At 66.1% G+C, this 18,368-nt stretch carries 18 protein-coding genes; 7 read left to right on the forward strand and 11 right to left on the reverse strand.

The features are described from left to right. Window positions 1–25: 25 nt before the first annotated feature. The 5 genes from tsaB to ACQP1G_RS41200 form a co-directional block, all read right to left on the reverse strand. Window positions 26–739 carry a tRNA (adenosine(37)-N6)-threonylcarbamoyltransferase complex dimerization subunit type 1 TsaB gene (tsaB, locus tag ACQP1G_RS41180; protein WP_433195374.1) on the reverse strand — a complete coding sequence of 238 codons (714 nt, stop codon included), beginning with the start codon at window positions 737–739 and terminating at the stop codon, window positions 26–28. A gap of 89 nt (window positions 740–828) precedes the next feature. Continuing rightward, a complete protein-coding gene (gene tsaE, locus ACQP1G_RS41185; protein ID WP_433195376.1) occupies window positions 829–1,281 on the reverse strand; it encodes a tRNA (adenosine(37)-N6)-threonylcarbamoyltransferase complex ATPase subunit type 1 TsaE in 453 nt (150 codons plus the stop codon). Further along, window positions 1,274–2,356: an alpha/beta fold hydrolase gene (locus ACQP1G_RS41190; protein WP_433195378.1), complete on the reverse strand. Its 1,083-nt coding sequence runs from the start codon at window positions 2,354–2,356 to the stop codon at window positions 1,274–1,276. The genes tsaE and ACQP1G_RS41190 overlap by 8 nt, the downstream gene beginning before the upstream one ends. Further along, entirely contained in the window at window positions 2,353–3,495 is a 1,143-nt protein-coding gene (gene alr, locus ACQP1G_RS41195; RefSeq protein ID WP_433195380.1) for an alanine racemase, read from the reverse strand. The genes ACQP1G_RS41190 and alr overlap by 4 nt, the downstream gene beginning before the upstream one ends. A 145-nt stretch (window positions 3,496–3,640) precedes the next feature. Continuing rightward, window positions 3,641–5,104, reverse strand: coding sequence for an NAD(P)H-hydrate dehydratase (locus ACQP1G_RS41200; protein ID WP_433195382.1), 1,464 nt, complete (start codon window positions 5,102–5,104; stop codon window positions 3,641–3,643). Between the two features lie 131 nt (window positions 5,105–5,235). On the opposite strand from ACQP1G_RS41200, the gene ACQP1G_RS41205 reads away from it, so the two are divergent. Beyond that, on the forward strand, window positions 5,236–5,661 hold the full coding sequence (locus ACQP1G_RS41205; protein ID WP_433195384.1) for a cupredoxin domain-containing protein: 426 nt from the start codon (window positions 5,236–5,238) through the stop codon (window positions 5,659–5,661). 340 nt (window positions 5,662–6,001) lie between these two features. On the opposite strand, the gene ACQP1G_RS41210 is transcribed toward ACQP1G_RS41205, so the two are convergent. Further along, the gene (locus tag ACQP1G_RS41210; protein ID WP_433195386.1) at window positions 6,002–6,469 is read right to left on the reverse strand and encodes a MarR family winged helix-turn-helix transcriptional regulator; all 468 of its coding nucleotides are present in this window, start codon (window positions 6,467–6,469) and stop codon (window positions 6,002–6,004) included. 141 nt (window positions 6,470–6,610) lie between these two features. Between ACQP1G_RS41210 and ACQP1G_RS41215 the strand changes: the two genes are divergently transcribed. Further along, a complete protein-coding gene (locus ACQP1G_RS41215; protein WP_433209266.1) occupies window positions 6,611–7,804 on the forward strand; it encodes an MFS transporter in 1,194 nt (397 codons plus the stop codon). A 722-nt stretch (window positions 7,805–8,526) separates the two neighbouring features. Here ACQP1G_RS41215 and glmS read toward each other — a convergent pair. Continuing rightward, window positions 8,527–10,407 (reverse strand): glutamine--fructose-6-phosphate transaminase (isomerizing), encoded by a 1,881-nt coding sequence (gene glmS / locus ACQP1G_RS41220; protein WP_433195388.1) that lies wholly within the window; start codon window positions 10,405–10,407, stop codon window positions 8,527–8,529. Window positions 10,408–10,443: 36 nt separating this feature from the next. Between glmS and ACQP1G_RS41225 the strand changes: the two genes are divergently transcribed. Further along, the gene (locus ACQP1G_RS41225) at window positions 10,444–11,301 is read left to right on the forward strand and encodes a dienelactone hydrolase family protein (protein WP_433195390.1); all 858 of its coding nucleotides are present in this window, start codon (window positions 10,444–10,446) and stop codon (window positions 11,299–11,301) included. A 327-nt stretch (window positions 11,302–11,628) separates the two neighbouring features. On the opposite strand, the gene ACQP1G_RS41230 is transcribed toward ACQP1G_RS41225, so the two are convergent. Continuing rightward, window positions 11,629–12,198, reverse strand: coding sequence for a TetR/AcrR family transcriptional regulator (locus ACQP1G_RS41230; RefSeq protein ID WP_433195392.1), 570 nt, complete (start codon window positions 12,196–12,198; stop codon window positions 11,629–11,631). A 31-nt stretch (window positions 12,199–12,229) separates the two neighbouring features. Further along, window positions 12,230–12,691, reverse strand: coding sequence for a DUF6640 family protein (locus tag ACQP1G_RS41235; RefSeq protein ID WP_433195394.1), 462 nt, complete (start codon window positions 12,689–12,691; stop codon window positions 12,230–12,232). 251 nt (window positions 12,692–12,942) lie between these two features. On the opposite strand from ACQP1G_RS41235, the gene ACQP1G_RS41240 reads away from it, so the two are divergent. The 4 genes from ACQP1G_RS41240 (at window position 12,943) to ACQP1G_RS41255 (ending at window position 16,215) form a co-directional block, all read left to right on the forward strand. Then, window positions 12,943–13,515 carry a DUF3558 domain-containing protein gene (locus tag ACQP1G_RS41240; RefSeq protein ID WP_433195396.1) on the forward strand — a complete coding sequence of 191 codons (573 nt, stop codon included), beginning with the start codon at window positions 12,943–12,945 and terminating at the stop codon, window positions 13,513–13,515. Between the two features lie 36 nt (window positions 13,516–13,551). Beyond that, window positions 13,552–14,043 carry a hypothetical protein gene (locus ACQP1G_RS41245; protein WP_433195398.1) on the forward strand — a complete coding sequence of 164 codons (492 nt, stop codon included), beginning with the start codon at window positions 13,552–13,554 and terminating at the stop codon, window positions 14,041–14,043. A 15-nt stretch (window positions 14,044–14,058) separates the two neighbouring features. After that, on the forward strand, window positions 14,059–15,216 hold the full coding sequence (locus ACQP1G_RS41250) for a WXG100 family type VII secretion target (protein ID WP_433195400.1): 1,158 nt from the start codon (window positions 14,059–14,061) through the stop codon (window positions 15,214–15,216). Window positions 15,217–15,444: 228 nt separating this feature from the next. Beyond that, window positions 15,445–16,215 carry an ESX secretion-associated protein EspG gene (locus tag ACQP1G_RS41255; protein WP_433195402.1) on the forward strand — a complete coding sequence of 257 codons (771 nt, stop codon included), beginning with the start codon at window positions 15,445–15,447 and terminating at the stop codon, window positions 16,213–16,215. A 71-nt stretch (window positions 16,216–16,286) separates the two neighbouring features. Here the strand turns inward: ACQP1G_RS41255 and ACQP1G_RS41260 are convergent, their stop codons facing one another. Both ACQP1G_RS41260 and ACQP1G_RS41265 read right to left on the reverse strand, forming a co-directional pair. Beyond that, a complete protein-coding gene (locus ACQP1G_RS41260) occupies window positions 16,287–16,670 on the reverse strand; it encodes a hypothetical protein (RefSeq protein ID WP_433195404.1) in 384 nt (127 codons plus the stop codon). A gap of 52 nt (window positions 16,671–16,722) precedes the next feature. After that, window positions 16,723–18,357, reverse strand: coding sequence for a hypothetical protein (locus ACQP1G_RS41265; RefSeq protein ID WP_433195406.1), 1,635 nt, complete (start codon window positions 18,355–18,357; stop codon window positions 16,723–16,725). Window positions 18,358–18,368 lie beyond the last annotated feature (11 nt).

Here is an 18,368-nt window from a genome sequence, read left to right on the forward strand (position 1 = left end):
ACGGGTCTACGGGGGTCCACCGCCGTCACGCTCCCGTCCGGTCGAGCGTGCGGTAACTCCGTTCGACCGCGTCCGGCCTGCGCAGGTACAGCGGGACCAACGGTTCCGGGGCGGTGCGCGCCAGCAGTTCGGCGGCCGCGACGCGCACCAGCCCAGCGGGCGAGGGCGTCTCGGCCGGGAGTACCGGCAGGTCGAACAGGTCGACGTGCGAGGCGGATCCGGCGATCATGCTGGCGTGCACGGGATCCAGGTCACCGGGCTTGCTCACATCCGGGCCCTCGATGCGACGTCCGTCACGGTAGCGCGCCCAGTACACCTCGCGGCGGCGCGCGTCGGTGACCACCAGGAGCTCGCTCTCGGGCGTGATGTCCGGCACCACCGTTGGTTCGAGTACGGCGTCGGCGGCGATCGCATCGAGGCTGCACACCCCGTAGACCGGGACGCCGAGTGCGTCACCGAAGGCGGCGGCGGTCGCCATGCCGACCCGCAGTCCGGTGAACGGACCGGGCCCGATGCCGACCACGACGGCCGCGATATCGGCCCTGGAACGACCTGCCTCCGAGAGGCATTCGAGGATTTGCGGAGTGAGCACCTCGGCATGGGCGCGGGCGTCGACCCGGACGCGCGAGGCGACGGTGCGCACTCGCGCCGGGGCACCGGCGCCGGGGACGGCCTGCTCCAGTTCCACCAATCCCGCTGTAACGGCGGGTGTCGCGGTGTCGACGGCTAGTACAAGCATGATTGACCCAACGATACCGGGTGGTACCTGCGCGCGGTGCGGAGCTACGCGGTAGCTATATCAGCGCGATAATCGGCTACGACCGCGGACTATCCGACCCATTCCCAGATCGCGGTGCGGACATCGGAATTCGGTTCGCGCGAGAGCATCACGTACAGATGTCGCTCGGCGAGGTGTTCCACGACACCCTTGCCCCACTCCACCACCACGACCGCCTGATGCAGATCGGTATCGAGATCCAGCGCGTCCAGCTCGTCCAGATCGCCGCCGAGTCGATAGGCGTCCACGTGCACCAGCGGCACCGGTGCCGCGCCGACGCGCTGCCCGGCCCGGTGCTGGCGGGCGATGATGAAGGTCGGTGAGCTGACCCGGCCCTGCACGCCGAGGCCCTCGGCAATGCCGCGAGTGAGCGCGGTCTTGCCCGCGCCGAGCGGTCCGTCGAGCACCACCAGGTCACCCGCGACGAGTCCGGCGGCGAGTTCGCGGCCGAAGGCCTCGGTATCGGCGACCGTGGGCAGGATCCGCTGCTGCCGTTCAGCCACCGGCGACCTCCGAGATCGATGGGGTGTGCTCGATCACACCGGCGCGTACCAGCAGCCGGTCGAGTGCCGCGTTGACGATATCCGGGAATTGCAGGTGCGCCATATGCGCGGCGTCATCGAGGCGGATGAGTTCGCTATTGGGCAATTCGCGCACCAGCGCCCGCGAATTGCGGAACGGAATGACGACATCGTGCGCGCCGCCGAGCACCAGCACCGGCAGATCCGCCAGCGTCGGCAGCGCCGCCGATTCGTCGTGCAGTTCGAAGGCCCGGAGAAATTTCACGATCGTCTCGACGGGCGTGCGGTCGATCATCAGCGTGGTGAATCGCGACAGCGTGGGGCTCGCATGCCCGTGATACGAGCTGACGTGCAGTATCGGCGCGATCACATGCCGGACGGTGCTGCGCCCGGCCTGCACCAACGCGGGCGCGGTATGCACGGCCAACCGGAAGCCGTCGACCGCGGGGTGGCGTAACAGCTGCGTGATGCCCGCCGAGGTGACCTCGGCCGCCGCGGTCGAGAGCAGACCGATCCCGATCACCCGCGCCGCGAACAACTCCGGGAACTGCGCGGCCGCGGCCAGTATCGCCATACCGCCGAGCGAATGACCGACCAGGGCCACCGGACCGGTCGGCGCGGTCGCCTCGATGACGGCCGCCAGATCGCGGCCGAGTTGGGCGACGGTACAGCTCTCGGTGGCCGGTGTGCCGGAGCGACCGTGGCCGCGGAGATCGAAGAAGACCAGGCGAACCTTTGGGCCCCATACCTTTTCCAGACCGCGGCGCTGGAAGTGGAAGGACTCCATGGTGTTGCAGAAGCCGTGCACGAAAATCGCGGTCACCGGGGCGTCGGGCGGACCACACTCCCTGGTGGCCAGGCGCACACCGTCTTCGGTGATCACGGCGCCCGAGCGGTCCTCGTCGAGCAGGTCGAAGTTCTCGTCACGGTATTCGTCGGCACGGGGCGGCCAGAGCACCCGGGCACCGATGCGCCGCAAGGCGTGTGCGCCCGCCAGCGCGCCGACTACACCTGCGGTGGCCAGTCCGCCGCCGATGACGGTGCTGCGGTTTCTCATCTGATACCTCGTCCGATATGGCGCCGAGCCACTCGGCCGTGTGGTGCGCACACGACCTCGTAGTGGATGGTGCCGAGTAGATCCGCCCAGTCCTGGGCCCGCGGTTGGTCCGCACCGAACAGGATCGCGGTATCGCCCTCGGTGACGCCCGCCGCGTTATCGCCCAGGTCCACGACGAATTGGTCCATGCAGATGCGACCGACGTTCGGGCGCAACGCGCCGCCGAGCCACACCGAGAATCGGTTGCTCAACGGACGGAACACGCCGTCGGCGTATCCGGCCGGGATGAGGGCGACGGTGGTGTCGTGCGGTGCGATCCATTGGTGGCCGTAGGAGACGCCCTCTCCGGCGGCGACCGGCTTCACCAGTGCGACGCGGGCTCGGAAGGTCATCGCGGGGCGCAGGCCGAAGTCGCCGAGTTCGGGTATCGGGGTGAGGCCGTACATCGCGATGCCGGGGCGGACCATATCGAAGGCGAGATCAGGACGGGTGACGGTGGCAGCCGAGTTGGCGAGGTGGACCAGCTCCGGTTCGAGGCCGTATTCCTTGGCGGCGGCGATGGCATCGACGAAACGGTCGCGCTGGACGTCGATAAAAGGGTGTTCCGGCTCGTCGGCGTGGGCGAGGTGGGAGAAGATCGCACGGAACCGCACCACCTGCTCGTCCACCAGCGCCCGCAGTGCCGCGAGCACCGCCGGGTACTCGAGCGACCAAACGCCATTGCGATTGAGGCCGGTGTCGACCTTGAGCGTGACGATGGCGGTCCGGCCGGTGCCGCGTGCCGCGGCCTCGACGGCCCGGAGATGGGCCAGGGATGAGACGCCGATCTCGATATCGTGCTCGATCGCCGCACCGAAATCGGCATCGGAATTGTTGAGCCAGCACAGAACCGGGGCGGTAATGCCCGCCTCGCGCAACTGCACCGCCTCGGCGACCGTGGTGACACCGAGTTCCACGGCCCCCGCCGCCAGTGCAGCCCGAGCGACCTCCACGGCGCCGTGGTTGTAGCCGTCGGCCTTGACCACCGCCATCACCGCGGCATCCCCCGCGTATTCACGCAAGATCCGCACGTTGTGGGCGATGGCATCCAGATCGACAACCGTCTCCACTTGGGCCTCCACGGTTACTGATCCTGCCATTCGCCGAAGCGCTCGCGCGAGCGCGTTGGTAATCCGACGGCCGCGAGCTCAACGTCAGCGCCGCGAATGCGGACGGAAAGGTTCCAGGATCAAGTACCCGGCACGGCCGCGCTGGCGGCGGGAGCCAGCGCCGCTCATGCGGCGGTCAGCGAGCGGCGAGTGCGCGCAGGATGCGAATGGCGGGGCGGAGGTGGTCGAGCAGGGGGGTTGCGGAGATGGGGGCGGCGTCGAGGTGGTCTTCGTGGGCGGCGAGGTTAGCGGCCAGGGCATGGGCGCGGGCGGCGGCGGCCGCGGACCAGGCCGGATCGCGGCCCGCGGCGAGCAGGGCGCCGATGATGCCGGAAAGGACGTCGCCAGCGCCCGCGGTAGCGGCCCAAGAGCCGCCCGCTTCATTGACGAGTACCGGGCGGCCCGGGGTGGCGACCAGGGTTGCGCGGCCCTTGAGCAGGACGGTGAGTTGCCAGGATTCGGCGAGGCCACGCACGGCGAATACGCGGTCCGGGCCGACCTCATATCCGGTCAAGCGGGCGAACTCACCCGCGTGCGGGGTCAATACGGTGGGGGCGGTGCGGCCGCGGACCAGGTCGGGATCGGCGGCGAGCAAGGTCAGGCCGTCGGCGTCGACCACGACGGGAAGGCCGGTGGACAGGATTTCGGCGAGCCGTTTGCTGGCATCGGCGTCGGTGCCAGCGCCGGGGCCGAATACCCAGGACTGAACTCGGCCGGTGGACGAGATCGTCGGGGCGGCAATGACTTCTGGGAAGTGATCGAGCACCTCAGCCGCACCGGTTCCGGCATAGCGGACCATACCGGAGGTGGCCGCGACTGCGGCGCCGGTGCACAGCACCGCAGCTCCGGGGTAGGTGGCGCTGCCCGCGCAGATACCGGTGACACCCTGGGTGTATTTGTCGTCGCTCGGCCCCGGGACCGGCCAGTGCGCGCCGATCTCCGCTGGCTCGAAGGCCGCGAGATTCGGTTCCGGTAGGCGTAAACCGATGGGCACCAGCTCGATTCGTCCACAGTAGGGCGCGGCTAGCGCATGCACCGGCTTGTAAGCGCCGAATGCGACAGTGACGTCGGCGCGAACAGCGGGGCCGGTGACCGCACCGGTATCCGGATCCACTCCACTGGGCAGATCCGCCGCGATGATCGGAACATTCAGAGCGGCAACGAGTTCCGCGGCCGCGGGGCGCAGTGGACCGCGGCCGGAGATACCCACGATGCCATCGATCACAAGATCAGGTGCGCCCGAACTCGACGCTTCGGCGTCCGACGCGGTTCGGATCCGGCCGCCTGCCTTGCGCAGTGCGGCAAGGCCTTTCGAGTGGGCACGTTCCGGATTCAGCAGCACCGCGGTCACGGTGACGCCGCGGCGGCGCAGCATGGATCCCGCCCAGAGCACGTCACCGCCGTTATCGCCCGAGCCGACGAGCAGCAGCACCGACCGGCCCGCGATACCGCCGGTCCGGGCGCGCAATTCGCCCGCGACCACCGTCGCCAATCCGTATGCCGCCCGGTGCATGGGCATGCCTTCGGGAACGCGGGTGAACAGCTCGGCCTCGGCCACGCGCACTGCATCGGCGGTGAAATAGCCCCGCTGGCTGGACATGAACACTCCCCTCCACTGCGTCGATCGGACACTGCGGTTCCGCCGGTGCGGGGGCATCGCCGTCGCGGTCGAACCGGCACCGCCATGGCGCTGTGCGGTCCCGCACGGTCAGCAGACTACGCTTGGCCGTCATGCCGATGGTGCGCCGCGCGATGTCCACCCAGGTCGGGGCCGGGTTCGTCCTGGCGGCGACACTATTACTGTCGGGCTGCGGCTCCACCGAAACGAATTCACCCACACTGTCCACCACGGCGAAGGCGAACAGCCAAGCACCCGGTACCAAGTCCGGCGAGACGAAAACCGCCGCCGTCACCGTTGATGTCGCGGAGATGAAGTTCTCCCCCGCCGACGTCACCGTCAAGGTCGGCGACACCGTGACCTGGAAGTTCAAGGACAGCGTCCCGCACACCGTGCAGGGCATCGGCGATAGGGCGATGGGCATCAACAGCCCGATCTTCGACAGGGGCGAGTGGAGCTACACCTTCATCGCCCCTGGCACCTACCGCTACCTGTGCTCGCTGCATCCGCAGATGCGCGGCACCGTCACTGTCGAGTAGCCCCGCCCCGGTCAGCCCTTCTCCAGCACGGTCTGCACAACCACGGTGCCCTGTCGGCCGCTTCGGCAAGGACCACCACGCATCGGCGCACACGGCCCAGGCCGGTAACGGCACTCGACACCCGCACCGAGCGCGGCCGATTCATCGCAGCGATCGACCGGCGCACCAATGATGGGCTGCATCCGCAGCATTCGTACCGCTGATGAGCCGCGTCCGCAGCATTCGTACCGCGCGTACGCGTCCCGACTGCGCATCGCCTGCGATGCGCAGTCGTGCCGAATACGGCCAGGTCATCGCGCCTACCGACCGGCGACCCGATGATGGACTACGCCTGTGGGATTCACACGCCGCGTGCCGCGCCAGTGTTCATCGCCTCCACGGCTGCGACCAGGGGGGCCAATTCCGGGTCGGCGGCGGCTTGGCCAAGAGCGCTCGATAGGGCCGCATCGTGAGTGGGGCGCGCTCGGGCCAGCAGTTCCAAGCCCGTGGGGGTGACGTCGGTGTAGATGCCGCGGCGATCGTCCGGGCATAGATAACGCTGCAGCAGGCCGCGGTCTTCGAGGCGCGTGACCAGTCGGGTCGTCGCGCTCTGACTCAGCACCACGGCTTCGGCGACCTGGTTCATGCGCAGGTGCCCGCCGGGTCCGTCGTGCTGGCGGCTGAGCACGACGAGCAACGAGTACTCGCGCACGCTCAACTCGTGACCGGATTGCAGGGCGCGTTCGATATGCGCCTCGATCCGATCGTGCAGCAGCGACAGTGCGTACCAACCATCGGCCAGGCCGGTCAGCGCGGCATCCGCGGTCATTGAGAGTCCTTCTGTGTCGTGGCTCGTCCTCTCCAGGATAGATGAACGACGCAATAGCCCGCGCTTGCAATTATCACGCGTCTGCAATTATTGTTGACGCTCGTAAAGCTCAGGCGCAACATCACGTGGAGGCTCATGCACATGCCGCTCGCACTACTCGCTCTGACACTCGGGGCCTTCGGAATCGGCACCACCGAATTCGTCGTCGTCGGACTACTCCCCGACATCGCCGACACCTACACGGTGTCGATCCCCACGGCAGGTCTGCTGGTCACCGGTTACGCGCTCGGCGTGCTGGTCGGCGCGCCGATCATGACCGGACTCGGCACCCGGGTATCGCGCAAGCGCATGCTGCTCGTCAGTCTGCTGCTCTTGATCGCGGGCAACGTACTGTCCGCGCTCGCACCGACTTTCGGCCTCATGCTGACCGGGCGCATCGTCGCGTCGCTGGCCCACGGCGCCTTCTTCGGCATCGGCTCGGTGGTCGCCGGAAATCTGGTGCGCCCGGACCGCAAGGCCGGTGCGATCGCCATGATGTTCACCGGACTCACCGTCGCGACCATCGTCGGTGTGCCGCTCGGCACCCTGCTCGGCCAGCAGTTCGGATGGCGGCTCACCTTCCTGCTCGTCGCACTGGTCGGCTCGGCCGGACTGCTCGGCGTCGCCGCACTCGTCCCCGAACAGCCCGCACCGCACAACGCCCGCCTGCGTCACGAACTCGCCGTACTCGCCAACCCGCAGGTGCTGCTCGCGATGGCCATGACGGTGCTCGGCTTCGGCGGTGTCTTCGCGGCGATCACCTACCTCGCGCCGATGATGACCGAGGTCACCGGCTATGCGGAGAGTTCGGTCACCTGGCTGCTCGTCCTCTTCGGCATCGGCTTCTTCCTCGGCAACCTGATCGGCGGCAAATTCGCCGACCGGCACCTGATGCCGATGCTCTACACCTCACTCGGCGGTCTCGCGGTGGTACTCGCGCTGTTCACTGTCACCGCACACAACAAGTTCGCCGCGGCGATCACCGTCGTTTTGATCGGCGCGCTCGGCTTCGCGACCGTGCCGCCGCTGCAGAAGCGAGTGCTGGACCAGGCCGGATCCGCCCCCACCCTGGCCTCGGCGCTGAATATCGGTGCGTTCAACCTCGGTAATGCGGTGTCGGCGTGGCTCGGCGGCGTGGTGATCGCCGCGGGGTACGGATACACCGCACCGAACTGGATCGGCGGCGGCTTGGTGGTGACAGCCCTCGGCCTCGCGATACTGTCGGGCAGCCTGGAACGCCGCACTACCGCACGATCAGCCAACGCAACCAACCCCCTGGTGGCAGCGCTGTCCTGACTACCTCCCCAACCCACCGTCCCTGGATCGCCGTCGCACCCTCCTTCCGAACGCCCGTCGGTCTGGTCGGAACACTCGCCGACGGTAGTCAGATGGCAGCTTGCGCGGCTGGGTACCGCGACCATTTGACTACCGTCGATCGCCGGAACGCGGCATTGGCCGGGGCTGGGGGCGGTGGCTGGTCGGGATGCGGTGGGTCCTGTTGTCCCGCACTGACTTCCGAGGTCCGCCGTCCCGGTGCCGTCCAGCGGTTTTGCCGGGGCTATGGGGGCGGCAGCCAGTCGGCTGCGGTGGGTCCTGTTGTCCTGAACTTCCGAGGTCGGCCGACTCAGATCAGCTGACGTCCAGCGGCTTTGCCGCGGCCACGGGGGTGCGGTGGCTCGCCGGGCTGCAGTGGGTCCTGTTGTCCTGCACAGACTTCCGAGATCGACCACCCCAGATCAGCTGACGTCCAATGGTTTTGCCGCGGCAGTGCTGGGCGCGTCGGGTGCCGTACCCGGCTTTCCGCAGTCAGGTGGACAGGCAGCAGCTTCCAGCGTGGTCGTCTGGCTGTGGTTGCGTTGTAGGGCTTTCGATGTTGAGGGTAGTCATATGGTTGTTGTGGTCGGGGGCGGAGCCGCCATATGCCCCTCGGTGGGGGCTGGCCACCAGTTGACTGCGCTCGGTGGGGTGGGCTGCTACCGGGGCCAGGGCACTGGACTGATGGGGTTCAGCGGGGTGGGCTATTCGACCGTGACGGACTTGGCCAGGTTGCGGGGCTTATCGATGTCGTAGCCGCGGGCCTGCGCTACCTCGGCGGCGAAGACCTGCAGGGGAACGGTGGACAGCAGTGGCTGGAACAGTGTTGGTGCCGAAGGGATTTCGATGAGGTCGTCGGCGAACGGACGCACCGTGTCATCTCCTTCCTCGGCGATCACGATGGTGCGGGCGCCGCGGGCCTGGATCTCGCGGATATTGCTGAGCAGCTTGGAGTGCAGGACCGCGCGGCCCTTGGGCGAGGGCATGACCACGATGACCGGCAGCCCTTCTTCGATCAGCGCGATCGGACCGTGCTTGAGCTCACCCGCCGCGAATCCCTCGGCGTGCATGTACGCCAGTTCCTTCAGCTTGAGCGCACCCTCCAAGGCCACCGGGTAGCCGACGTGGCGCCCCAGGAACAGCACGGTAGGCACCTGCGCCAGCTCCCGCGCGATCGCACGCACCTGCGGCGCGGTCTCCAGCACCTGCTGCACCAGCTGCGGCATCGCCTCGAGTTCGGCGAACTCGCGCGCCACCTCGTCGGGATACTTGGTGCCGCGTGCCTGCGCCAAGGCCAGTCCGACCAGGTAGTTCGCCGCCACCTGCGCCAGGAACGCCTTGGTCGACGCGACGCCGATCTCGGGTCCGGTCCTGGTGTAGAGCACCGCATCGGACTCGCGCGGAATTTGTGCGCCGTTGGTATTGCAGATGGCGAGCACGCGCGCCTTCTGCTCCTTCGCATGCCGCACCGCCTCGAGTGTGTCGGCGGTCTCCCCGGACTGCGAGATCGCGACCACCAGCGTCGAACGGTCCAAAACCGGGTCGCGGTAGCGGAATTCACTGGCCAGCTCCACCTCGACGGGCAGTCGGGTCCAGTGTTCGATCGCATATTTGGCCAGCAGTCCGGCGTGATAGGAGCTGCCACAGGCGACGACGAACACCTTGTCGACGTCGCGCAGTTCCTGATCGGCGAGGCGCTGCTCGTCCAGCACGATCCGGCCACCGGCCCCGTCATGAGTGAAGTGCCCGATCAGCGTGTCGGCGACACCGGCTGGCTGCTCCTCGATCTCCTTCAGCATGAAGAAGTCGTGGCCGCCCTTCTCGGCGGCGGCCAGATCCCAGTCGATGGTGAACGGACGGGTGCGCGCCAGCGCGTCGTTGCCAGCGAAGTCGGTGACCGTGTAGGAGTCGGCGGTGATCACCACGGCCTGGTCCTGGCCGAGTTCGACGGCCTCGCGGGTGTGCTCGATGAACGCGGTGACGTCGGAGGCGATGAACATCTCACCCTTGCCGACACCGATGACCAGCGGCGTCGAGCGGCGCGCGGCCACGATGACGTCCGGGTGGTCGGCATGGGTGAAGACCAGCGTGAAAGCACCCTCCAGCCGACGCAGCACGGCCAGTGCACTCGCCGCGAAGTCCCCGACGGTCGAACCCTCGGCATACGCGCGCGCCACCAAGTGCACGGCGACCTCGGTATCCGTATCGCTGCGCAGCTCTACCCCGGCCTCCTCGAGTTCCCGGCGCAGCGGGACGAAGTTCTCGATGATGCCGTTGTGCACCACGGCCACCTTGTCGGTGGTGTCGCGATGTGGATGCGCGTTGCGGTCGGTCGGCGCGCCGTGGGTAGCCCAGCGGGTGTGACCCATGCCGGTGGTGCCCGCGAAGTGGTCGGTCCCGATTTCGGCGAGTTCGGCCTCGAGATTGGCCAGTTTGCCCGCCTTGCGTTCCACCGCCAACACGCCCGCACCATCCAGGATCGCGACGCCCGCGGAGTCGTATCCTCGATATTCCATGCGGCGCAACGCGTCAACGACAACGCCCAGGGCGTCCCGGTACCCGACGTACCCCACGATTCCGCACATGGCTCACCAGAGTACTTATCGGATAACGTTCACGTCGTGTCGGCGTCTGTGAAATCACTCCTGAGCACCCTGACCAGCCGGGGGCCCCACCGCGTACTACGCGGCAATCTCGCCATCGCCGGTCAGCCCGGCGTGGTGTTCACCCCGGAGTCCGGACTGAACCTGCCCGCGGTCGCGTTCGGCCACAGCTGGCTGACCGGCACCGCCAACTATCGCGCCACCCTCGAACACCTCGCGTCCTGGGGTTTTGTGGCCGCGGGCCCCGATACCGAGCGCGGGCCGATCCCGTCACATCTCGGGCTGGCCACCGATCTGCTCACCACCCTGGATATCTGCACCGGCGTCCGGTTGGGTGACGGTGCGATCAGCGTGCATCCCGACCGCCTGGCCCTGGTCGGGCACGGGATGGGTGCGGGCGCGGCGGTCATCGCCGCCGGACAACGCCGCGTCGCCGCGGTCGCCGCCCTCTATCCAGCGCCGACCGCGCCGACCGCCGAATCCATCGCGCCCGATATCGACACGCCCGCGTTGGTGCTGGCGGGAGCCACCGATATCGAATCCGTCAGCTCGAATGCGATCCCGTTGGCCGCCGCTTGGGCCGGGCCGGTCGTATTGCGGGCAGTCGATGGAGCTTCACATAACGGCATCATCGAAGGCCGCCGCGCGCTGGCCGCGTTGGGTGCCGGCAAGCATGAGGCCAAGACCGCGCGGACTACGCGGGCCATCCTGACCGGCTATCTGCTGCACAAACTGTCGCGCGACAAGACATATGCGGCGTTCTCCGATCCGGAAGCGCTCATCCCGCACACCACGGTGGTCGATCCGGAAGCGACGCGTGAGCAGGAGAAGCCGAAGCTCTCGGTCGTTCAGTTCGCGCAACTGTTGCGCAAGTAGGTCGAAGGGCAAGCGCCCGCCGGTATCGCGTTTGTCAGTCCGCCGCCGCATCACAGCCTGCCGGGCAGGCCTCGTACCCCGGACGCTCGAGCGCTCGCGCCGGGATCGTCATCACCGCCCGGTAGACGCTGACCTCGGCCACGCCGCCCCCTGTTGCCCAGTCGGAACCGCCAGTCGCCAGCGGCGAAGCCTGTCGTCATCGAGGCCATCCCCTCTGTCCGACGTGGCTCGAGGGCACACCTGCACCGTCGCGCCTCGTAGCCGACACGACCCCATCCGCGTGGGCTGCCGCCGTCATCGCCCAATAGGCACACGCAACGCGGATAGTTACTGGACAGGCGGCCGTAGACCGTCCAGCGCGAGCTCGATGAACCGCCGCCAATCGCCGAACCCGTCACGGCTGACCGTGGCGACCGCGCCGACGAGCATATAGAGGTCGGCGACCGTGGCATCCGCGCGAATGCTGCCGTCGGCCCGGCCCCTGGCCAGTAGTTCCGCACCGAGTTCAGCCAGATCGTCGCGCACGGTGCCGCGCGGCTCGGTGTCACCGAGTACCGACTCGATGGTGCCGGACAGCACACGCCCCTGCTCGTGCACTTCGGCGACATGGCCGAGGAAACCTGCCAGCGCCTGCCTCGTATCCGGATTCGGGAGGCAGGTGCGGCGGACATACTCGAGAATTCCGGCGAAGCGCTGTTCAGCGGCGGCCTCGATCAAGGCGCGGCGGGTCGGGAAGTGGCGGTAGACGGTGCCGACCCCGACCCCGGCGGCGCGCGCCACATCAGCCATCTGCACCTCGTCACCGTGTTCGGTGAACAGCGCCGTCGCGGTTGCGAGGACTTGGTCGCGGTTGCGGGCGGCGTCGGTGCGGAGCTTGCGGGCGTTCGGGTCGGTCATCGATCTCCCATATCTACTGGCGGAGCGTAGGTTAGACGGGGCTCGGGATCGGTGCGCGGGTGCGCTCGACGACGATCGCGGCGGCCAGGACGACGAGCATCACCAAGGCGATGAACAGTTGCGGATCCATGCCGATGACCTTGGTGGCGTCGGCCGCGTGCTCCGGATCCTGCGCGGCGGTGCCGGGGAAGAGCAGCGCACCGAACATGGCCAGCCAGGTGACCGATCCGAGTGCGGCGGCCAAAAAGAACCGGGCGCGGAGGCTTCCCGTGCGCTGCCAGAGGACGACCAGGCCGATCGCGCCGATCAGTGCGCCCATGCCGATGTATTGGGCGTCATGGAATTTGGCGTGTGGGGGCCAGGCGGGGTTGTGGAGGTGGAGGTCGGCGATGCCGGGGATGACGAGGTCGGCGAGGAGGGGGCCGACGAGGGTGTTGAGGAGGACTGCGCCGACGAGGATGCGTGGGAGGGTCCAGTGGGTTGGGGTGGTCATCGGGGCCTATCGGTCAGGAGTGAGTGAATCGGAATCCGATTCCGGTTTCACCGTAGAGCTGTCGTGCGCGAACTGTCAACGGACTGTGTGTGTTCCGCGATCGTCGACCGTGGGCGACCAGTGGGAACCGGCTTGTGGGGCGCTTGCACGGTGGTGGAGCGCTCGGTACGGTCGATCCAGCTGAATAGGGGGCGGGGAGCCGGTCCGGCCCTGTTCGATGTCATCGACACCCGGCGACCGGGAGGACTCACATGGCCAGCAGGGGGAAGCTCGTGCTCGGTTCTGCGTTTGCGGTTGGTGTTGTTGTGTTGGCGGGGTGTGGGGCGTCGACTGATGGAAAAGCCGAGCCCGCAACGGCTACTACTGGTGCGGGGTCGTCGATGGCCGCTGATGCGCCGAGTAGTTACGACCCATGCAAGGACGTTCCGCAGGCTGTGCTGGACTCGGAAAAGCTGCGCCGAACTCGCGTCGTCAATGACGACACGAGCGCTGGAGTCAAATGGCGAGGCTGTGCATTCATACGGTCGGACGGCTATGGAGTGAGTATTACCACCACCAATCTCACCGTGGATGCCACCCGCAGTCGCAACTTTCCCGAGACCACCGAGTTCACCGTTAATGGCAGACGAGCGATTTCAACCCGCCAGTTCGACGGCCAGTACATCAAAGAGGCATGCACCGTGAACGTGGAAATGAAGGACGGCAGCCTCGATTTCAATCTGAACAATCCGCAGTCGAATCGCGACACAGGCAGCACTGACTCGTGCGTACTGGCTCGAGGCCTTGCGGAAAAGGTTGTGCCCAGCCTGCCCGCCACAGCCTGACTACAGCTTCACGGACCGAACCGGGAGGGGAACAACATGGCGAACGATGACAAGACTTCACCGAGCCCGTTGGCGAACTTGATCACCGAGGCACGCGAGGGTCGGCTGACGGTGCGGCTGGATCTCGAGAAATTCGTCTACATCGACCGAGACTGCCAATACTTCAAAGACCAGATCCGCGACATCCAGACGAGAATGACCGAGGTCTCCAGGCAGGACAAGTGGAATCTTGGTGAGCATTTCACGGCGCAGGGAGACCGAGATCTGGTGTCCGCCAAGACAATGGTCAAACGTTGGCGGGACAAGTCCAAGGACACAGGTAGCTCCAATAGTTCGGATAACAGTGTCTACGCGGTGATGGAATCGCACTACAAGGTCATCGAAGACTTCCAGACCCTGTTCCGGACAGTCCGCGAACGCATCACCGGCGTCGACACCGACCAATCGGCCCGCTACAAGGACTTGGAGACGAACCTGCCGCAGCAGGCTCCGGCGACGCCGAAAATCTTCTCCTGGCCAGGTTTGTAAGGAAAGGGCGATCCGTTGACAGGCAATGAGCCCACCCGAATCCCTCCGCACGGCGAGAACGTATTCCATTGGGAGCGAACCGAAATCGAGGAAGCGTTCAAGCCACTGGATCCCAAATATGCCCACGACGCGGCCATGACGTACTCCAACGTAGCCACCCAATGGGACCAGGGGCTCGAGACCTTCGCCCGTTCCGTCCAAGGCTCCATCGCGGAGGCATGGGAAGGTTCGGCCGCCGACAAAGCCAAAGACGCCATCACCCGCTACGTCACCGATGCCCACAAACTGACTCCACTGATCACCCAAATGTCCAACGACATGCAGTCCGCCGCCGAGGGAGTTCGCGCGGTCGCCAACGGGATCCCCGAAGCCAATCACCACTCCTGGACCGCGAACGTCTGGCCGCCCCGCGCTCACGAGGAGGAAGGCACCAAGAACGAGGCAACCGCTGGCGCCCGCAATGCCATGCTCACGAACTACGTGAACAAATTCGCCGAATTCGACGGCCGAGTCCCCGTGCTGCCCACCGCATTGGACCCGACCAATCCTCTGGATATCTCCGGACCGATCAAGTCCGGAGGCAACGATCCGGGATCGTCCGGCCCTGGCGGAACGGGAGGCCCCGGCACGACCGGCGGTCCGTCCACCCCAGGCGGCGAAAGTCCAGAGAAGACCGATGGCAAGACCACCGAAGAGCCGACGTCCACCGACACCGACCCGACCGATACCACCTCGAGCTCGACCAATCCGAGCACCACCACACCCACCACGCCAACAACGACTCCCACCACCCCGACAGCAACAATGCCGAGCACCGCAACAACGCCGAGCTCGACACCGACCAGCACGGGCTCGCCGGGCTACCCGGGCAGTTCCACCTCGACAACACCGAGCCCTGGTCGCACCGTCTCCGGTACCCCCGGCACGACTACGACCAATCCCGCTGCGGCCGCGGCCACTACATCCTCCTCGTCCGGACGTAGCGGAATGGGAATGGGCGGTATGGGGGCCGGGGCGGGCCGGGGTAAATCCGATGAGGACAGCACCCACCAGATACCGGATTACCTCATCAACGCCGCCAACACCGAAGAACTGCTCGGCGAAGTCACGAGGACCGTCGAGGGTGGCGTGATCGGCGAAAACCCCGAAGCCCCTCCGCCCGCCCGCAACTGATCGCGCGGACAGCCGATCCGGCTGTCCGCGACACCTTCTCATGCAGTGTCGGCAGCCACCGGGCCGCGGCCTCGTCGGCTCACTCGGTGCAACTGCTGGGACTCAACGCGACCAGCAGACTCCTGCGGCGCATCGCCGACAAACCTACTGGCAGCAACAGGAATACGTATTCCGCGCCGGACACACCGCGTCCGCCGCGCACACCGCACGATCGATGGGAATCTCTAGATGGCTGAATGGACTTGGGAGCCCGACGATTTCGCCGCACTGTGGTTCAGCCCCGCGAACGACCGCTTCCCCAATCCACTCCGCTTCACCAGCCGCTTCGTCTACCGCGACGACTTCGAAAGCCATCGGGTCACCATGCGCGAGCGCTACTCCCGTGACGAACTCGACGAGATCCAACTCGCACTGCACACCCTGACCACCTCGACGATCCGCATCCAAATCTTCGGCGGCACAACCCAACACAAGAACCCCAACGGCGGCGTCCGCGTCTACCGCATGGTCGGCGCCCGCACCGACCATCACGCAATGTCACTGGCGCAAGCCACCTTCGGCGACACCAACGGCCCCATCCGCTGCCGTCTGTTCCCCGTCGACCACCTCCCCGCCCAACTCACCAGCTCCCTCCCACCCTGCACGCCAGGTACGCACCCGGCCGCCAGCTTTCACCCCGACGATATCTACCGCCGCCCCAACGGCCATTTGGAAAGCGTCACCCGGAACTCCCCCCGCGAGCGCTACCAACGCCTCCTGAACCGCCCAGCCGACGGCGGCGGCTCCGCCCTCCTCCACACCGGCCCCGTCAACAAACTCACCTCCCCCCTCACCACCGTCCAATGGCACGACATAACCAACGACGGCCGCTACACCGAACTCCGCGCCCAGCACATAACCATCCGCCCCACCACCCCCTCCGACTTAACGACCCACTTCACCGACTGGATCGACCACGTAACCCAACGCCTGCGCGAAGTGGAAGAAGACCGCTGGTAACGCCAAGTGCCTAGGCCGACGGACCAATAGCGGCGTCACATTCTCGGTGAACCGCAAACCGTCGCCCGTCTTCAGACCAACCAACTCTTACGTCGGTAGTACTCCGATTCCTCATCGCCCTCGTCGTCGATCGGTGTGACAACATCGTGCGCTTTGCGAGCGGCAATCGAGCGCGCAATCGCCTCCCGCTGCTCACGAGCCTCGGCCGCCAAACGCTCTTGCTCCGCCCGTGCCTCGACCTCCAGCCGCTCCTGCTCCGCTACCTCGGCCGTCGCCTTCGCTATCTCTTCGGCGTGGTCCTCCCAGAATTGGCGCATTTCTCTAGCGGACTGTTCGGCAAGTTCGCGGTCCTTGTCCGCGGTTCGCTTGTTGATCTCCTCGAACTCGTCCAACAGCATCGTCGAACGTCGGCGTATCTCGTCGACGATGTTCTCCATATCGTCCGAGTAGTTCACGATGACGCCCCTCCTCGACGGTCAGTGATTACGTTGACACACAAGAACCAGCTCACAGTGGGCCTGCCTCGGCCAGTTCAGCACCGCTGTCGGCAGGCTCTTCCGGTTGCGGATTCCCGTCCGGCATCGGCTGCGGAGTGTGCTCGCCATCATCTTCCCGTTTGCCGGTGGGAGTTCCCGGAACGGCGCCCGGGCTGCCGGTTGAATTCTCCTCGGTCGAGGGGTTGCCTGCGGCCGACTTCTCGGGATCGCCTTCCTGCGTTGGCTCGTCGCCGGATGTGCTGCCATCTCCCTTCGACTCATCGGTCGAGATGATCGGAATGCCCTTCTCATCCAGCTTCACGCCGTACTCGTGCGTCCTACCGTCCGCATCGGTCATCACGAGCTTCGGCTGCCCATCCGCACCGATCTCGACCTTGACGTGCTTACCACCCAGATCGAACTCGGCCGCGGTCTTGTCCTTGTCGCCGTCCGGCTTGCCGTCGCCATCCTTGTCCTCGGTCTGCTTCGTCTCCAAGGTCTTTGTCAGCTGCTCGATCGCGTTGTCGACGCTGTCCTTGATCGAGGTGCCGAGTGACGTGAGTCCTGAACCAACGGATTCACCGAGCGAGGTCAACTGTGACGCCGCCGAGGTCAGGGAGGACAGCCCAGACAGCAAGCTGCTTGTCGTGGTGTTCGTCGAAGTCGGGTTCGTTGTTGTGCCCGGGGTGCCGGGAGTGCTCGGCGTTCCGGGAGTGCTCGGCGTTCCAGGAGTACTCGGCGTACCCGGAGTACTCGGCGTACCCGGAGTACTCGGCGTACCCGGAGTACTCGGCGTACCCGGAGTGCTCGGGGTTTCGGTCGGCGCACCTGTCGGACGGTCGTACCGCGCGTCCGAGACCTTGTCCAGATCCTGGATTATCTTGTCGTACACCTGCTTGACGCCAAGATCAGCCGAATCGCATGCATCGGTAAAAGTCTTGATCTTGGCCGAATAGTCCGACTTGAATACGTTGTCGAGCCAATGCTTACACCGATCCTGAACCCGATGGCTGTAATCAGATCCCGGCCGGACATAACCAGCCTGCCTGATTTCCCAAGCATCAACCCCGCCCGTCAGATCCGGAAAGACGCGCCACAACTTGCTGAGCAAGCTGTTTTCGGTGGTGTTACTCCAGGCAATACTCTTGCCAGAGATTATGTTGTCGATATCTTCAGGAGTTTTTTCTGCAATCCTGATGCCTTCACCGTTCTCGAGGATATAGCGGACAGCCTCAGCCTTCAGCTTCGTCGCCGCGCGCAACCCATCAAAGGAACCAGCAATGGACTTCCAAGCCTCCCCCGCCGCTTTCCAGTTGGTATCCGCCTGACCGATTTGCTTGTTGAGCATGTCGAGCGCCGCGTTGGCCGCCTGCCCGGTCCAAAGCGACGGAAGAGTCGTCGAATACCCACGCTGCACGTCCAACTGGGCGCCAGCTTCCTGGAGGACCGTCTGCAGCTTCGAAGACGTGTTCAGCAGTTTGTCCTCGTTCAACCCGTTCTGCTCATAGAAACGTTTATGCAACTGGGCATAGGCTGGAAACCCAGCAGGCAAGTCACCGAATGCCCGCCGGTACCTCGGCTCGAAGTACTCGAAGTACAGCAAACTTCGAGAACCGATGTCGAGATATTCCTTAACGGTCGCATTCGCAGGGACGCTGAACGCCATAGTATCCACCC

The sequence above is a fragment of the Nocardia sp. CA-107356 genome, assembly GCF_050946365.1.
Lineage (GTDB): Bacteria > Actinomycetota > Actinomycetes > Mycobacteriales > Mycobacteriaceae > Nocardia.

Excerpts from the sequence above, each read along its gene's own strand:
- ACQP1G_RS41240 (WP_433195396.1), top strand. The coding sequence starts at position 12,943 with ATGGCCAGCAGGGGGAAGCTCGTGCTCGGTTCTGCGTTTGCGGTTGGT.
- ACQP1G_RS41255 (WP_433195402.1), top strand. The coding sequence starts at position 15,445 with ATGGCTGAATGGACTTGGGAGCCCGACGATTTCGCCGCACTGTGGTTC.
- ACQP1G_RS41190 (WP_433195378.1), bottom strand. The coding sequence starts at position 2,356 with ATGAGAAACCGCAGCACCGTCATCGGCGGCGGACTGGCCACCGCAGGT.
- ACQP1G_RS41245 (WP_433195398.1), top strand. The coding sequence starts at position 13,552 with ATGGCGAACGATGACAAGACTTCACCGAGCCCGTTGGCGAACTTGATC.
- tsaB (WP_433195374.1), bottom strand. The coding sequence starts at position 739 with ATGCTTGTACTAGCCGTCGACACCGCGACACCCGCCGTTACAGCGGGA.
- ACQP1G_RS41205 (WP_433195384.1), top strand. The coding sequence starts at position 5,236 with ATGCCGATGGTGCGCCGCGCGATGTCCACCCAGGTCGGGGCCGGGTTC.
- alr (WP_433195380.1), bottom strand. The coding sequence starts at position 3,495 with ATGGCAGGATCAGTAACCGTGGAGGCCCAAGTGGAGACGGTTGTCGAT.
- ACQP1G_RS41235 (WP_433195394.1), bottom strand. The coding sequence starts at position 12,691 with ATGACCACCCCAACCCACTGGACCCTCCCACGCATCCTCGTCGGCGCA.
- ACQP1G_RS41230 (WP_433195392.1), bottom strand. The coding sequence starts at position 12,198 with ATGACCGACCCGAACGCCCGCAAGCTCCGCACCGACGCCGCCCGCAAC.
- glmS (WP_433195388.1), bottom strand. The coding sequence starts at position 10,407 with ATGTGCGGAATCGTGGGGTACGTCGGGTACCGGGACGCCCTGGGCGTT.
- ACQP1G_RS41210 (WP_433195386.1), bottom strand. The coding sequence starts at position 6,469 with ATGACCGCGGATGCCGCGCTGACCGGCCTGGCCGATGGTTGGTACGCA.
- ACQP1G_RS41200 (WP_433195382.1), bottom strand. The coding sequence starts at position 5,104 with ATGTCCAGCCAGCGGGGCTATTTCACCGCCGATGCAGTGCGCGTGGCC.
- ACQP1G_RS41215 (WP_433209266.1), top strand. The coding sequence starts at position 6,611 with ATGCCGCTCGCACTACTCGCTCTGACACTCGGGGCCTTCGGAATCGGC.
- ACQP1G_RS41265 (WP_433195406.1), bottom strand. The coding sequence starts at position 18,357 with ATGGCGTTCAGCGTCCCTGCGAATGCGACCGTTAAGGAATATCTCGAC.